Origin of the sequence: Niallia sp. Man26 (genome assembly GCF_022049065.2) — a bacterium.
Lineage (GTDB): Bacteria > Bacillota > Bacilli > Bacillales > Cytobacillaceae > Niallia.
The window spans coordinates 3,620,298-3,636,223 of record NZ_CP095743.1; the positions used below are offsets into that span (position 1 = coordinate 3,620,298).

A 15,926-nucleotide genomic window follows, 5' to 3' on the forward strand; every position below is an offset into this window, starting at 1 on the left:
TTCCCCTCCGCGTCCAATGTCTCTATATTAATATTCAATCGTTATGATGGGTGTGCCAACTACAAAGGTAGTCTTACCGCCCATTCCTTGTGTCCTGATTCCCAATTGCAAGTTCATTGCCTTGTCATTTTCCTGAATTTTCTCATCAAAGATAGACGTTATGGCTGAAGCTGATACAAAATCATCTTCCTCTAACGCCTCTATTTGTTTCGCTTGAAAAGCATCCAATAAATGGTTTACATAATAAGGCAGACTCTTACTAATCTTATCATTGAATTCGCCTTTTATACAAGAGAAAATTGTTGGTTTTCCACGAAATATAGCTGAAACTTTTTCTTCTATATCCTTTTTCAGCATTTTGCTGAACTGGTCACTTAACTCCTTCCCTTTCACTTCATATATAACATATGATTGAGCAGTTTGAGTTGTTAATGAAGCAGTGACCGTTATACTCTCTTCTTTGCTGCTGTCAGCTGAAAGTAAAGCTTTAGCCTGCCAGCTGCTGCTGTTTTCTGTTTCCGTCCATTTTGCATCAGGAAATTTTTCCTGCAATTCAGCCTGAACGGCTTTTGCATCTGATAAGCTTTTCACATTTTCCAATTTTTCTCTTGCATGCAGAGACCATTCAGTTACATTAATGTTCTGTTCCTCTTGTAAAATTCCATTTATGATAAATAGGTCTAGCTGTTTTTTCGCGATAATTGGGTTATTCCCAAAAGTGACTGCTGCCAAACCAACTAGTATTGTTAACACGATATAAATTACTGTTCTTTTTTTATTCATCTTATATTCCTCCCCCTTACTAGCATTGTTTCCATAGTAGGGGAATGAAATACTCACGAATTGTCGTCACTTTTTGACATGAATATATTCTATATCAGCGTACAAACTAATTTTATTCAACACGCAAGTTGAATTGTACTGAAAAAGTGAACAAAAGAAAACATGTATGAAGACCTATTTAGTTGGTAATTGTTTCTTCCAATGCATCTTATTGCATAATTAGTGGCAACTGTTGTGACCAAAGCAGATAATTAAGGAAGAAGTCACTGACTAGTGATCCCATTATTATCGATAATAACACATATAAAACTCTTGCTTGAACTACTTTGTTTGCACGGATGAACTTTTCAATGTTCAAGGACTGCAATGCCCACCAAGCCAGGGCAATAAATACCACATTTGTTACAATGCTGAGCAACGCCTGTTGGCCAAAATCTTCTATCACGGCCGAACCTCCACTCTTAAGTTTCCTTGCTAACTTCTATTTGACGAACTAACTACCTAAAAGGTTTCATATTTTTTCATTTTCATTTCATTTTTATTTCATTTTCGTTTCTTCTAGACCTTTTTTGTTCTTTTAAAGCCCTTTCACGAACGAAAAAAATGCCCCCAATTTGCATTTTTGCAAAGGAGGCATTTGGTTTTAATATCTTTTTTCGATTATAGAAATACGGTTCATTGCACGTTTGAGAGCAAGCTCTGCGCGTTTAAAATCTATATGTTCACTACTCTGCGCATGCAATCTTTGCTCTGCACGCTCCTTAGCTCGTAAAGCACGATCATAATCGATATCTTCCGCAGTTTCCGCAGATTGAGCAAGCACCGTTACTTTATCTGGCCGAACCTCTAAGATTCCGCCATTGACTGCCAAATACTCAGAAGTCTTTCCATTTTTCAAGTGTATGACACCTATTTTAAGGGGAGCAACCATTGGAACATGGCCTGCCATTATTCCAAGTTCTCCGCTTTCTGCTTTTGCGATAACCGTCTCAACGTCTGAATCATGCACCGGGCCATCAGGAGTTACTACATGGACTTTAATCGTCTTCATTTCTACCCCTCCTGACTAGAATTATACTTCAACACCCATTTTTTTAGCATTTTCGATTGCTTCTTCGATTCTTCCGACTAGGCGGAATGCATCTTCTGGAAGGTGATCGTATTTACCATCAAGGATATCCTTGAAGCCTTTAACAGTTTCTTTAACAGGAACATAAGAACCCTTCTGTCCTGTGAACTGTTCTGCTACGTGGAAGTTTTGTGACAGGAAGAATTGAATTCTTCTTGCGCGATGTACGACCATTTTATCTTCATCATTCAACTCATCCATACCAAGGATGCTGATGATATCTTGAAGCTCTCTGTAGCGCTGTAAAGTTGATTGTACTTGACGAGCAACATTGTAGTGCTCTTCTCCTACGATTTCAGGCGACAAAGCGCGTGATGTAGATGCCAATGGATCCACCGCTGGGTAAATACCCATCTCTGTCAATTTACGCTCAAGGTTTGTTGTTGCATCCAAGTGAGCAAATGTTGTTGCAGGCGCTGGGTCTGTGTAGTCATCTGCTGGTACATAAATCGCTTGGATAGATGTTACTGATCCTACGTTTGTAGAAGTGATACGCTCTTGTAATTTACCCATTTCTGTTGCTAGAGTCGGCTGGTAACCTACTGCTGAAGGCATACGTCCAAGCAAGGCAGAAACTTCAGAACCTGCTTGTGTGAAACGGAAGATGTTATCGATGAAGAACAGAACGTCTTGTCCTTGCTCATCACGGAAATATTCAGCCATTGTCAAACCAGTCAAGGCAACACGCATACGAGCACCTGGCGGCTCGTTCATTTGTCCGAATACCATTGCTGTTTTCTTAATAACGCCGGAATCTGTCATTTCGTGGTATAGGTCATTTCCTTCACGCGTACGCTCTCCAACACCGGCAAATACAGAAATACCGCCGTGCTCTTGAGCGATGTTGTTGATAAGTTCTTGGATAAGAACCGTTTTACCAACACCTGCTCCTCCGAATAGACCGATCTTTCCACCTTTAATATAAGGTGCAAGCAAGTCTACTACTTTAATACCTGTTTCTAGTATTTCAACTTGTGTAGAAAGCTGCTCGAACTTCGGAGCTTCTCTATGAATAGAGTCTCTTCTAGCATCAGCTGAAATTTCTGGATCAAGGTCGATTGTTTCTCCCAATACGTTAAATACACGTCCTAAAGTAACATCACCAACTGGTACAGAAATAGACTTACCTGTATCTGTTACTTGAGTTCCTCTAGTGATTCCATCAGTAGAAGACATCGCGATTGTACGGACCGTATTGTCACCTAAATGCAGGGCAACTTCAAGGGTTACTTCAGCGTTGTCAGAAGCATTTTCTCCTGAAATACGAACCACTTTCAAAGCATTATTTATATCAGGCAAATGGCCACCATCGAACTTAACGTCGACTACAGGACCCATTACCTGAAGAACTTGTCCTAAGCTCATGTTTTTCCCTCCAATACTTCTTTTCATAGAATTGCAAAGTCGCAATTCTATTGCTTAAATCCTATTCCAGCGCAGCTGCACCGCCGACGATTTCCGTAATCTCTTGCGTAATAGCAGCCTGGCGAGCTCGGTTATAAACTAGACTCAAATCATTGATAATTTCTTTCGCATTATCAGTAGAGTTCTTCATTGCTGTCATCCTAGCAGAGTGTTCACTCGCTTTACTGTCAAGCAATGCACCGTAAATTAGGCTTTCTGCATATTGCGGCAGCAATACATCCAAAATCTCTTCTGCAGAAGGCTCAAATTCATAGGAAGTAAGTGCAGCAGAGTTATTCCCGATATCTGTAAGAGGGAGAATTTTCTTCTCCATTACATCCTGCTGGATTGCACTCACATAATGGCTGTAAATGATGTGTACTTCATCAAATGTTCCATCACTAAACATGCCGACAGACTTGTTCGTAATATCCTTAATGTCCAAGAAGTCCGGCTGGTCCGCAATTCCGACAATGTCCAAAATGACATTTGTCCCTTGCTTCACAAGGAAATCTCTGCCGACTTTACCGATTGCAATAACTGCATACTCATCTTTTGATTGATGCTTAGCTTGTACAATCTGGTTCAGCTTTCTTAAAACATTACTGTTATATGCACCCGCAAGTCCGCGGTCTGATGTGATAATAATATAACCTGTCTTTTTAACCGGACGGGCAACCAGCATTGGGTGGGAGCTGCCTTTGCTCCCTGCCGCTACTGACTGTGTCACTTCTTCTATCTTTTCCATATATGGAACAAAAGACTTTGCATTTGCTTCTGCTTTATTCATCTTAGCAGCAGATACCATTTGCATCGCTTTTGTGATTTGGCTTGTCTTTTTCGTTGAATTAATACGTGACTTTATATCGCGTAATGATGCCAAACGTTTTCACCACCATTCATCAGATTTTCCTTTTATTACTCAGTTGCAGCGAACGTCTTTTTGAAGTCGTTAATCGCAGCTGCCATATCGTCGTCAGAAGGAAGCTCTTTCGTTGACACAATGTGATCCAGCAATTCTTTACGGTTATGATCCATCCAGTTCAATAACTCATCTTCAAATCTTCTGATATCATGTACTGGAATATCATCAAGGAATCCGCGCGTCAATGCATAAAGGATCGCTACTTGCTTTTCTACTTTTAATGGTTTGTTCAAGTCTTGCTTCAGTACCTCAACTGTACGGGCACCGCGGTTCAACTTATCTTGTGTTGCTTTATCAAGGTCTGATCCAAACTGTGCGAATGACTCAAGCTCACGGAATGACGCTAAGTCAAGACGAAGCGTACCTGCAACTTTTTTCATCGCTTTAATTTGTGCAGAACCACCTACACGGGAAACAGACAACCCTGCGTTGATTGCAGGACGTACTCCTGAGAAGAACAAGTCAGACTGCAAGAATATTTGACCATCTGTAATAGAGATTACGTTTGTTGGAATATATGCAGATACGTCTCCTGCTTGTGTCTCAATGAACGGCAATGCAGTAATAGAACCGCCGCCTTTAGCGTCGCTCAGCTTCGCTGCACGCTCAAGTAAACGAGAATGCAAGTAGAATACATCCCCTGGATATGCTTCACGGCCTGGAGGACGACGAAGCAGCAAGGATAATTCACGGTATGCTGATGCTTGTTTAGAAAGATCATCATATACGATTAAAACGTGCTTGCCGTTATACATGAATTCCTCACCCATAGCTACACCTGCATATGGAGCTAGGTAAAGCAATGGAGCCGGCTGGGAAGCAGATGCAGTCACGACGATGGAATAATCCAATGCACCGTGTTTGCGAAGTGTTTCAACCGCATTACGAACAGTAGATTCCTTTTGTCCGATTGCTACATAGATACAGATCATATCTTGGTCTTTTTGGTTAAGAATTGTATCGATTGCTACAGATGTTTTACCTGTTTGGCGGTCACCGATGATAAGCTCACGCTGTCCGCGGCCGATTGGCACAAGTGCATCAATTGCCTTGATACCTGTTTGAAGCGGCTCGCTAACTGATTTACGGTCCATAACACCAGGTGCCAAGAACTCAATCGGTCTAGTTTTGCTTGAGTTAATCGGACCCATTCCATCCACAGGCTGACCTAATGAGTTAACAACACGTCCAATCAATTCTTCGCCTACAGGTACTTCCATGATTCTGCCTGTACGACGCACTTCGTCACCTTCGCGAATGTCTGTGTAAGGACCAAGGATGATGATCCCGACATTGCTTTCTTCTAAGTTTTGGGCAAGACCCATAACTCCGTTAGAGAACTCAACAAGTTCCCCTGCCATACAGTTGTCCAATCCATGAACGCGAGCGATTCCATCACCAATACTGATAACCGTACCTACTTCACTCACTTGAACTTCTGATTGGTAATTTTCAATTTGCCTTTTTATAAGAGCACTGATTTCTTCCGCTTTGATGCTCATGCGTTTCACCCCTATCTTGAAATCTTATCCTAATAATGTACGTTGCAGACGTGCAAGCTTGCCTTGTAAGCTGCCGTCGAATATTTTGTTACCTATGCGAACTTTAATTCCGCCCAAAAGGTTGGAATCAACAATATTTTCAATATTTAGCGACAGTTTCCCTACTTTGGCAGCAAATGCCGCAGAGATAGCCGATTTTTCACTATCTGTAAGTTGTCTTACAGAGTAGACTTTCGCTTCTGCAATTCCTTTTGCATCATTAACAAATTCCAAAAAGTAATTACAGATGCTGACGATATAATCTTCGCGATGTCTGTCCATTAAAAGCATCAACATGTTTTGCACATGAACACTTGCTGAACTGAACGCATTTTTTACTATCTCTTTCTTTTGCTCCAATGAGATATTAGGAGACTTGAAAACTTGCTGCAAATCCGGTGAGTTGGCCACAACTGCTTTTACAACACGCATTTCCTCTTCCAACTGTTCCACATTGCCATTTTCTTTCGCGATTTGGAAAAGGGCTAAAGCATAGCGCTTTGATACTCCTGTATCCATCATCGTTTTTCGCCTACCTCTTGTATGTAATCATTAATCAGTTTCTCCTGATCCTGTTCACTCAGCTCTTTTTCGATTACTTTAGAAGCGATTAATACAGATAGGGAACTAACTTGCTCGCGAATTGCAACAACTGCCTTTTCCTTCTGTTGTTCAATTTCAAGCAATGCTGAATTCTTTAGTCTTTCCGCATCTTTTCTTGCATCAGCAATGATTGTTTCTCTTTGCAGCTCACCTTGAGCCTTTGCATTGTCGATCAATTCTTTTGCCTCAGTGCGCGCCTCTTTCAGCAATGCCCGCTGTTCTTCTAGAAGCTTAGAAGACTCGATGCGGTTTTTCTCCGCACTGTTTATTTCATTTGCTACAAATTCTTCCCTTTGCTTCATGATTCCCATAATCGGTCCCCATGCGAATTTCTTCAATAGCGCAAGAAGAATTAAAAAGATTACTAATTGAAATATGGCTGTTCCACCATTTATACCGTGAGAAGCTGCTCCAGCAGCTCCTAATACGAAGCTATTTAATAACACAACGGTTCACTCCCTTCCAACTGCTTACCTTCAAACTGACTTTTTTTGCATAAAGTAAAGGCGAAGTTTTCAAAAAAGTCTTCGCCATTTTTTAGCTATTTATTAACGGTTAAGTACCATGAATGCAATTACAACTCCGATAATCGGCAATGCCTCAACTAATGCTACCCCGATGAACATTGTTGTTTGTAGGAAACCGCGTGCTTCTGGTTGGCGTGCAATCCCTTCAACTGTACGTCCTACGATCAAACCGTTACCAATACTTGCTCCTAATGCTGATAAACCAATTGCGATTGCTGCTGCTAAAAGATTCATTATTAATTTCCTCCTAAATATATCAATATGATTTTTTATAGTTTCACCTTAAAAAAATAAGGGAATAGATTAATGCTCGTCACTTACTTTATGAGACATGTAAACAAAAGTTAACATTGTAAAGATATAGGCTTGTATAAACCCTATGAAGATAGAAAAACCTTGCCATGCCATTGTTAAAGGAATTGCAGCAATAAAGCCTGCCCATCCTGTCCACGCTAATGAACCTACTAATAGGGACAATAGCAGTTCCCCGGCATAAATATTTCCGTACAGACGCAAACCAAGCGTCAAAGTATTGGAAAACTCTTCGATTATCTTTAAAGGAAGCAAGAACTTCATCGGCTGAACATAGCCTTTGAAATACCCTTTAACTCCTTTTTGCTTAACACCATAATAATGTGTCAATGCAATGATCATAGAAGCTAATGTCAATGTGATAATCGGATCGGCTGTTGGTGATTTCCACCAAAGAACACCGTCAACCACTATAGAAAACGGCAAACCAAGCAGGTTGGAAATTAACACGTAAAAGATGATTGTCATCCCTAACATGTGGAACTTCCCTCCATCTTTCCAATCCATGTTGCTTTTGATGATGTTTTTCACGAAGTCCATTACCCATTCGATCATGTTCTGCATCCCTGTAGGCTTGAGGGCCAGTCGGCGCGTTGCAGCAACAGCGATAATAAATACGATCAAACTTGTTATGGCTATCATCAAGACACTGGATAAATCTACTCTCAAGTATTCCGAACCGAAAAGGTAAAACACTTTCTCTTTGTGATCCAAGCAATTCTCACCTCTCTTTTCTAATACTATTTTTAAAAATAGTACTAAATAAGTAATCTATCATAATGACTATGTAAGCCGTCATTAATCCAATAACAACGCTGATAAGGTGTATCTGCTCAGGAAATTCCATGGCTAATGCAACCCCAAGGACCGCAGCCGCCATTCTTTGCAGCATTCCTAATGATTGCGTTTTTTTTCCTTCATCTATGTTTCTGCTGAATCTTGCCATCCTTCTCACTAAAAGCCAAATATTATAAAGGCTTAAGGCTGTCCCAATTAACAGACCCATAAAAACAGGCTTATAAGGGGTTGCAACCCACCCGATAAGGTAAAGTGAAAGCAGTATAGATATGTACTTAAGTTGTTTTGTAAGCATCTGCTTTATTTCAAACATAATTTAGCCAAATCTCCTGACAACAGACTTTCTTTCAGACAGCTTTAACAGGGAACAAAAACAGCCTTTTTTGCGTCACAAAAAAAGCAATATTTTTTGAAAAGGCCCTGAAAACCCTATCATCTACTTTGTAAGCATACAATAAGGTTATGTCAAATGTCAATTAGTATTAACAACATAAAAAGATTAAAATCTCACCTTTAAATATTATCGTTTAACCCCTAAATTATCATATATGAAGCGTTTTATTTTTTCTCTCCTTTCCCGGTAAAAATTTTCTTTTTTATTCTATCATGAATCGAAAAATTTTATATCGAAAAAGGAGATTATTCACATATCTTTCAATTAATTTCCTATTACTTTTATATTAGGGAGATGTTTACAATTGCCAAACTATTTTCGCTTAACGTTTTTCACTATAATTAACTTTGTTACCTACAACCGTTAATTGTCCGCTGACAGCATCTTCTTTGCCTGCTTTTTTGGCAAACGCAATAATTTCATATATACCACTGTCTGGCAGAGAATCTTTCTTAATATTCCCCTTTAACTGACCTCGTTTTACCTCTTTTTTCCAATCAAGAAATTTCACAAACTTTAAGGACTCCTTATCGAATGCAGCTATGCCAAACTCTTCGGCACCTGTCGGTAAATAGGCTTCATAACTGAAGCTCCCATTATTCTCCTCTACCATATTAAAGCCCATTAAACGAGGATATTCCGGTTCTTCAAGTACATACAAATATGGTATCGTTATGGAATTCCTACCTGCATTTACTTCAAGCGCTCCATTCTGCAGCTTGTTTTTAAATAATTTATTGTCTATCATCATTCGGATCGGCACTTTTTTGGTACTGCCGGGAGCTAATGTAAAGGACAACGGCAACTGCCATGTCATGCCTCTTTGCTTAGCAGGCTGTTTAAATGTTACCCATTGAGGTTCACTTCCTTTGTTGACTATTGTTAAATAGGAAGTATGTTCATGTAGATGGTCTGCAAGCTTAAATTTCCCGAATCTCATGCTGCCCGGCAAAACAAGCACCTCTGCTCGTACAGCTTTATCCACTTGGATTCTGCCAGCACCTTGCTCATACACCTTGTAAAGTTCCCCGTTTCTGTTGCGAAGCGGCAGTGCTGTATTCATTAAAGCTGCCTTCACATCTTCCGGACTCCAATCAGGATGAGCTTCTAGCAGAAGAGCAGCAGCACCGGCTACATGAGGAGCTGCCATGCTCGTGCCTTGAAGCGCCAGATAGCCTCCAGGCACTGTGCTGTTAATCACTACCCCAGGAGCAACAACATCTGGCTTTATATCCCATGTGCTTGTGACAGGTCCTCTTGAGCTGAACTCTGCCAGAATATCTTTTTCCCAATAACTGTTGATTTTTGCATATAACTTATTTTTGCCAAGCTTCTCAAGGAGAATACTGCCTTCCTGTTTCGTTACGCCTGCAACTGGAATTGGTATATCTTTTTCCAAGCTTCCAAGCAGAGGACCATCCATATCATTCATAATAAGAACAGCCTTCGCTCCTGCCTTATACGCATTTTCAGCTTTTTCCCCAAACGTTAGCTCCCCCCGCTTCAGGAGCACTACCTTTCCTTTTACGTTATTTAACTCCTTCTTGCGGCCAAGCCCCCCTTGTGCTATTTCTAAACTATTTGTAAAGCTCCATTGCTTACTTTTATCCATCTTATTTAAGATAATCCTTGCTCCGTCTACCTCTATATAAGGAATTTTCATATTAGGTGTTGTTGCTCCAACTGATATAGCCTTAGCAGCTGTGCCCGGAGAACCTACTGTCCAATCGGATGGCCCTGCATTCCCTGCTGCTGCAACAGCCACAATCCCTTTCTCAACTGCCTTATTTAAGGCAATACTTATCGGCAAATCCGGCCCGTTCACTTCACTGCCAAGTGAGAGGTTAAGCACATCGACCTTATCCTTTACCGCTTTTTCAATCGCACTTAATATTTGCTCTGTTGTTCCTGCTCCTCCAGGACCAAGCGCACGGTACGCATAAATTTCTGCATTTGGAGCAACTCCTTGATGCTTGCCCTTTGCGGCAATAATTCCAGCGACATGTGTACCATGCAAAGTATTTCTTAACCCGTTTCCGACTGTTTCCATCGGGTCCTTATCACGATCAACAAAATCCCAGCCTCTTTTAAAGCTTTTCTTTAAGTCAGGATGATTATAATCAATGCCTGTATCAATCACTCCTACCTTTATTCCCTTTCCAGTCAAGGCAGAGCTCTCCTTTAATGCCCCTCTTATCCAATCAGCACCAATTATCTCAGCAGGCCGTTCACTTTCTGCAGTATATGTTTTAACTTGTGATACAAGCTCCACATCATGATTGTCAGCAAGCTTATGCAAATCATCTACCGTAGCGCGCACGGAAAATCCTGAAAAAATTTCACAAAATACGGTTCTCTTTTCGCCACTTTTCAGTTTCGTCATTAGCTCGTTCACTTTCGCCTGAGAACATCCGCCTTTTAGCTTTATAATGGCTACCTTTTTTTCCTGTTTGCTTTCTATTGGTAGATCAGGGAGCTCGAGCGCAGCTGCAATAATATGATTAGAACAAGGGAGGATTATAAGCGATAGCAGCAGGATTAGTTTCTTCATATGTATTCTCCTTAGCAAAGGGGCTGTAGTTGGTTTTATAATTTGCAGAAGTGATTAAAATATGTGTGGGCATTTTTGGTTACATGTTCTCGAAGCACAAAAAAAAGACTGACCTATACAGGCCAGTCTTTTAGCTATTTATTTAGTTCCGAACAATCGGTCACCAGCGTCTCCAAGACCTGGAACAATGTAACCTTTTTCGTTTAGCTTCTCATCAAGTGCAGCGATATAAATATCTACATCTGGGTGAGCTTCTTTCAGAAGTTCTACACCTTCAGGTGCTGCAATTAAGCACATGAACTTGATGTTCTTTCCGCCTCTTGTTTTCAAGGAGTTGATTGCTTCAATCGCTGAACCGCCTGTTGCAAGCATTGGATCTACTACAATGAAATCTCTTTCTTCTACATCAGACGGAAGCTTCACATAATATTCTACAGGCTTAAGTGTCTTTGGATCACGGTAAAGCCCAATATGTCCAACTTTTGCAGCTGGAATAAGCTTCAGGATACCGTCAACCATTCCGATACCTGCGCGCAGGATTGGAATAATCCCTATCTTCTTACCGGAAAGTACGTTTGATTTTGTTCTGCTTACTGGAGTATCAATTTCAATTTCTTCTAAAGGCATATCACGAGTGATTTCAAAAGCCATCAATGTTGCCACTTCATCTACTAACTCTCTGAATTCTTTTGTACCTGTTTGTTTCTCACGAATGTATGTAAGTTTATGTTGAATAAGTGGGTGATCAAATACGTATACTTTTGCCACATCTTTCACTCCGTTTCCTTCTTTATCGTAAACACACTTCTTGTAATTCTACAGAAAAAAGGCTTTCAAATCAACTGAAAGTTTAACTTTACTTACATTATTTTTACCCAAAAAAGAGCCAGCCTATGCTTATGATAGGCTGGCTGCTGTTTCTTATAGTTCTTTATACAATACAAATTTGCTAGTCAATGCTTCCACTCTTTTAGCTGCTTCTGCTAATTTTTCTTGATCTTCATGATTTTTCAATGTGAAGCCGATAATAGAAGCAATTTCGTCCATATCTTCCAAACCGAAACCGCGGGATGTCACAGCAGCTGTACCGATACGAACTCCGCTTGTCACGAATGGACTTGCAGGATCAAATGGAATTGTATTTTTGTTTACCGTAATGCCGACTTCATCCAAAACATGCTCGGCAACTTTACCAGTCAGTCCAAGAGTCTGTAAATCTACTAGCAACAGGTGATTGTCTGTTCCATTAGATACAAGTCTCAAACCTTCTTTTTGTAATCCTTCTGCTAATCTCTTTGCATTTGCGATAATGTTTTCAGCATATACTTTAAAGTCATCTTGCAATACTTCTCCAAAAGCAACAGCTTTAGCAGAAATGACATGCATAAGTGGTCCACCCTGGATTCCTGGGAAGATTGACTTATCGATTTTTTTGCCGAACTCCTCTTTACAAAGGATCATTCCGCCGCGAGGGCCTCTTAATGTTTTATGCGTTGTTGTTGTAACAAAATCTGCATACGGAACTGGATTTTCATGCAATCCTGCAGCAACAAGTCCGGCGATATGAGCCATGTCGACCATTAAGTATGCGCCAACTTCATCTGCAATCTCACGGAATTTCTTGAAATCAATCGCGCGAGGGTATGCACTAGCACCAGCTACGATAAGCTTCGGCTTATGTTCGCGAGCTTTTTCAAGCACGTCCTCATAATTGATTTGTTCTGTTTCCTTGTCAACACCATATTCAACAAAGTTATATTGAACACCACTAAAGTTTACTGGGCTTCCATGTGTTAAATGTCCGCCGTGGGAAAGATTCATACCGAGCACTGTGTCCCCTTGCTCAAGTATAGTGAAATATACAGCCATATTTGCTTGTGCTCCAGAATGGGGTTGAACATTGACATGCTCTGCACCAAAAATTTCTTTCGCACGATCGCGAGCGATATCTTCAACAATATCAACATATTCACAACCGCCATAATAACGTTTTGCCGGATAGCCTTCTGCATATTTATTTGTAAGGACAGAACCTTGTGCTTCCATTACTGCCTCACTTACGAAATTCTCTGATGCAATCAACTCGATTTTTGATCGTTGGCGGCCCAATTCTTGCTGAATAGCTTTGTATACTTGTTGGTCGTTTTGTGCTAAATGCTTCATTTGAATCCTCCCTGTAACACTTATATTATATTTCTTTGATTCTACGGAAAATCTTCTTATATTCTAACACGTAACAAATTTAAAAAGAAGCTAAAAAATACGAATTATTATTTTTATACCTTTATTTATTGTTCGTGTTTTGCTAAGAAAACATCCAATTCCGTCTGATTATTTTCTTAAAATAATATAAATTCGTTTTTTTTATAAGATTTAGCAGTTATCATATATAAAAAACACTGCCGTTTTTAGATTGGCAGCTTATTTGTATAATAAAAAAAGATATCCTGACTTCTTTCAGGATATCTTTTTTCTAGCAAGATTCATTCTCTTTATTTTTTTCATATACAGCTCTTTGTCCGCCAATCAGCTTTGGTCTTGCTTTGGCAAGAGTGACATGTGCTGCACCGAGCTGCTTTTGCGCTACTCTTATCGGCACTGCAACATGCTTTATATGCATTCCTATTAAAGTATCTCCGATATCAATGCCGCCGTCTGCTGTAATATGTTCAACGACAACAGGATCTGCCATATGCTGATAAGCATATGCCGCCATAGCTCCACCTGCCTGGCGTACAGGAATAACAGTAACTTCCGGCCAACCTTTTTCCTCTTGCAGCTTACGCTCAACTACTAAAGCTCTGTTTAGATGTTCACAACATTGAAAAGCCAATGCAACACCTGTTTGTTCCTCGTATTGCTTAAACTCTTGAAAGATAATACTTGCGACATCCTCAGCACCTGCAGTCCCGATTCTTTCACCGATGACTTCACTTGTGCTGCAGCCAACAACAAACAGATGGCGGCTCGTCAAATTTGCCTGTTCTTGATAATCATTTAAGATGCTGTGCAGCTGTTCCACTAACAATGACTTATCTATACCCATAAACAACACTGCCTTTCGTTATAGCATTATGCTTAGGAAGATGTTTCTAATTCATAGTTTGCGATTTTATCGATTCTTGTTTGATGTCTGCTGCCGCTAAAATCAGAAAGCAGCCAAGTCTTCGCTATTTCCCGGGCAAGTCCCGGACCAATTACTCTTTCTCCCATTGCAATCACATTGCTGTCATTATGCTCCCTAGTCAATCTGGCGCTGTAAACATCATGCACAAGTGCGCATCTGATACCTTTTACTTTATTAGCTGCAATGCTCATGCCAATACCAGTTCCGCAAATCAGAATCCCGCGATCGAACTCTCCGCTCGCAACCTTTTCTGCAACTGGCAGTGCATAATCCGGGTAATCTACTGAAGTAGTGCAATCACACCCAAAATCTACATATTCTATCTGCAATTCATTAAGCAAGCTTTTGATTTCTTCTCTAATATTCAATCCGCCATGATCTGAAGCTATAGCAACTTTCATCCTGTTAACCTCCTCTTATTCCTCTATTATTTTCACATAAAAAAGAGCAAATAGAAAGGCTGTTTACATTCTTTTTAGAAACAGAAAACTAAGTAAAAAGTAAGCAGGAAAAAGCACTTATAATACGATTAAATCTTAAATCTGGTGATAGTTTCTTTCAGCTGCTCAGCCTGCTGCTGAAGCTCCATTGCAAGAATATCAACTTCATTAATGATCTTCGTCTGGCTTTCTGCAATAATCATTACCTGCTGCGTTCCTGCAGATGTCTCCTCCGCAATTGCCGCTACTTCTTGAGACTGTCTGGAGGTATGCTCAATCTGCTCCATTTGCTGATGAACTTGGGCTGTAATATGTTTAGTGGAATCTGCCATTTGTTTCACAATAGCTGTCATTTCTTGAAGGGTAGCATTCGTTTTTTCACCTTGTTGTGCTTCTGCATTGGCGCTTTGAACCTGCTTTTTAATCTGGCCAACGACATTTTTGACTTCTGACTGCATATTGGCAATTAGTTCACCAACACCTTCAACAGCTTTGGCGCTCTCATCCGCTAGAACCCTTACCTCTTCTGCTACAACCGCAAATCCTTTACCGTGTTCCCCAGCTCTTGCCGCTTCAATGGAGGCATTTAAAGCAAGTAAGTTTGTTTGTGAGGCAATTGTTCCAACAAACTTTAGAATATCACCGATTTTAGCGGCATTATCTTCTAATCTTTTTACAGATGATAAGGAACGGCTGTTTTCTTCGGCCAACTGCTTAAGGCCAGCTACAAGAGAATGAACCACTTTATTCGTTTCATCTAAGTTTGCAAGCATTTCATTAGAGATTTGCTGTGTATGATCTGCATTTTCCTGGACTGTTTGGGCAATTTTCATCGACTGCTCCACTGCTTCAGCTGTTGCTTGAACAGAATTGGCTGCTACCTCAGATCCGCCTGCAATTTCTTCCACTGCCTTTGAAATAGACACTGTCTGTTCATGAGCTTCCTGTGATTTACCTGTAATTGTTTTAACTGTTGCATTAGTGCTGTTAAAGTTATCTTCAATACTTTTAACCATTTCCCGCAAGTTAGCCAGCATATCATTATAAGCAATGCCTAGTGATTGAATTTCATCATCCGAACTTGAAATTTCCACTTCTTCTCTTATATCTCCATGTGCTGCTTTAATTGCACTCTGCTCCAGACGCTTAAGCGGCTTAATGATAAAACCCGCTGCCAAAAATGCCAGAAATCCAGACCATAAGACTCCTAATGTCAATGTAAGAAGATTAAATACAAAGGCACTAATTCCTAAATCATCCGGAAGCAAAGGAAACAGAACATAGATGAAAAACGCACTTGTTGAGTAAGTAATCAATGCCAATACTGTAATAAACAATGCCAGTTTCTTTCTTAAGCTGAACCTATATGAAGCAGTCTTATCCATTTTGTTC

The 15,926-nt window shown here is 40.3% G+C and carries 17 protein-coding genes; all 17 read right to left on the minus strand.

Annotated elements, in window-relative coordinates:
* Positions 1 to 27 precede the first annotated feature (27 nt).
* Complete coding sequence (locus L8T27_RS18145; RefSeq protein ID WP_233315912.1) at positions 28 to 783, minus strand: YwmB family TATA-box binding protein; 756 nt, start codon at positions 781 to 783, stop codon at positions 28 to 30.
* Positions 784 to 991: 208 nt separating this feature from the next.
* Complete coding sequence (locus L8T27_RS18150) at positions 992 to 1,228, minus strand: DUF1146 family protein (protein WP_233315913.1); 237 nt, start codon at positions 1,226 to 1,228, stop codon at positions 992 to 994.
* A 198-nt stretch (positions 1,229 to 1,426) separates the two neighbouring features.
* Complete coding sequence (locus L8T27_RS18155) at positions 1,427 to 1,834, minus strand: F0F1 ATP synthase subunit epsilon (RefSeq protein ID WP_233315914.1); 408 nt, start codon at positions 1,832 to 1,834, stop codon at positions 1,427 to 1,429.
* A 21-nt stretch (positions 1,835 to 1,855) separates the two neighbouring features.
* Positions 1,856 to 3,277, minus strand: coding sequence for a F0F1 ATP synthase subunit beta (atpD, locus tag L8T27_RS18160; RefSeq protein ID WP_233315915.1), 1,422 nt, complete (start codon positions 3,275 to 3,277; stop codon positions 1,856 to 1,858).
* A 61-nt stretch (positions 3,278 to 3,338) separates the two neighbouring features.
* The gene (atpG, locus tag L8T27_RS18165) at positions 3,339 to 4,199 is read right to left on the minus strand and encodes an ATP synthase F1 subunit gamma (RefSeq protein ID WP_233315916.1); all 861 of its coding nucleotides are present in this window, start codon (positions 4,197 to 4,199) and stop codon (positions 3,339 to 3,341) included.
* Between the two features lie 35 nt (positions 4,200 to 4,234).
* Positions 4,235 to 5,743 carry a F0F1 ATP synthase subunit alpha gene (gene atpA, locus L8T27_RS18170; protein ID WP_233315917.1) on the minus strand — a complete coding sequence of 503 codons (1,509 nt, stop codon included), beginning with the start codon at positions 5,741 to 5,743 and terminating at the stop codon, positions 4,235 to 4,237.
* A gap of 24 nt (positions 5,744 to 5,767) precedes the next feature.
* Positions 5,768 to 6,304, minus strand: a complete 537-nt coding sequence (locus L8T27_RS18175) for a F0F1 ATP synthase subunit delta (RefSeq protein WP_233315918.1) — start codon at positions 6,302 to 6,304, stop codon at positions 5,768 to 5,770.
* Positions 6,301 to 6,831, minus strand: coding sequence for a F0F1 ATP synthase subunit B (locus tag L8T27_RS18180; RefSeq protein WP_233315919.1), 531 nt, complete (start codon positions 6,829 to 6,831; stop codon positions 6,301 to 6,303). The genes L8T27_RS18175 and L8T27_RS18180 overlap by 4 nt, the downstream gene beginning before the upstream one ends.
* Positions 6,832 to 6,933: 102 nt before the next feature.
* Positions 6,934 to 7,146, minus strand: coding sequence for a F0F1 ATP synthase subunit C (atpE, locus tag L8T27_RS18185; protein ID WP_127739009.1), 213 nt, complete (start codon positions 7,144 to 7,146; stop codon positions 6,934 to 6,936).
* A 69-nt stretch (positions 7,147 to 7,215) separates the two neighbouring features.
* Positions 7,216 to 7,920, minus strand: a complete 705-nt coding sequence (atpB, locus tag L8T27_RS18190) for a F0F1 ATP synthase subunit A (RefSeq protein ID WP_396953816.1) — start codon at positions 7,918 to 7,920, stop codon at positions 7,216 to 7,218.
* 25 nt (positions 7,921 to 7,945) lie between these two features.
* Entirely contained in the window at positions 7,946 to 8,335 is a 390-nt protein-coding gene (locus tag L8T27_RS18195; RefSeq protein WP_233315921.1) for an ATP synthase subunit I, read from the minus strand.
* A 403-nt stretch (positions 8,336 to 8,738) separates the two neighbouring features.
* Positions 8,739 to 10,967 carry a S8 family serine peptidase gene (locus L8T27_RS18200; protein ID WP_282581409.1) on the minus strand — a complete coding sequence of 743 codons (2,229 nt, stop codon included), beginning with the start codon at positions 10,965 to 10,967 and terminating at the stop codon, positions 8,739 to 8,741.
* 138 nt (positions 10,968 to 11,105) lie between these two features.
* Positions 11,106 to 11,735: a uracil phosphoribosyltransferase gene (gene upp, locus L8T27_RS18205; protein WP_127739133.1), complete on the minus strand. Its 630-nt coding sequence runs from the start codon at positions 11,733 to 11,735 to the stop codon at positions 11,106 to 11,108.
* A 153-nt stretch (positions 11,736 to 11,888) separates the two neighbouring features.
* Positions 11,889 to 13,130, minus strand: a complete 1,242-nt coding sequence (locus L8T27_RS18210) for a serine hydroxymethyltransferase (RefSeq protein ID WP_233315922.1) — start codon at positions 13,128 to 13,130, stop codon at positions 11,889 to 11,891.
* Positions 13,131 to 13,440: 310 nt separating this feature from the next.
* Entirely contained in the window at positions 13,441 to 14,013 is a 573-nt protein-coding gene (locus L8T27_RS18215; RefSeq protein WP_233315923.1) for a TIGR01440 family protein, read from the minus strand.
* A gap of 32 nt (positions 14,014 to 14,045) precedes the next feature.
* Positions 14,046 to 14,495 carry a ribose 5-phosphate isomerase B gene (gene rpiB, locus L8T27_RS18220; RefSeq protein WP_233315924.1) on the minus strand — a complete coding sequence of 150 codons (450 nt, stop codon included), beginning with the start codon at positions 14,493 to 14,495 and terminating at the stop codon, positions 14,046 to 14,048.
* 128 nt (positions 14,496 to 14,623) lie between these two features.
* The gene (locus L8T27_RS18225) at positions 14,624 to 15,919 is read right to left on the minus strand and encodes a methyl-accepting chemotaxis protein (protein WP_237942058.1); all 1,296 of its coding nucleotides are present in this window, start codon (positions 15,917 to 15,919) and stop codon (positions 14,624 to 14,626) included.
* Positions 15,920 to 15,926: the final 7 nt, after the last annotated feature.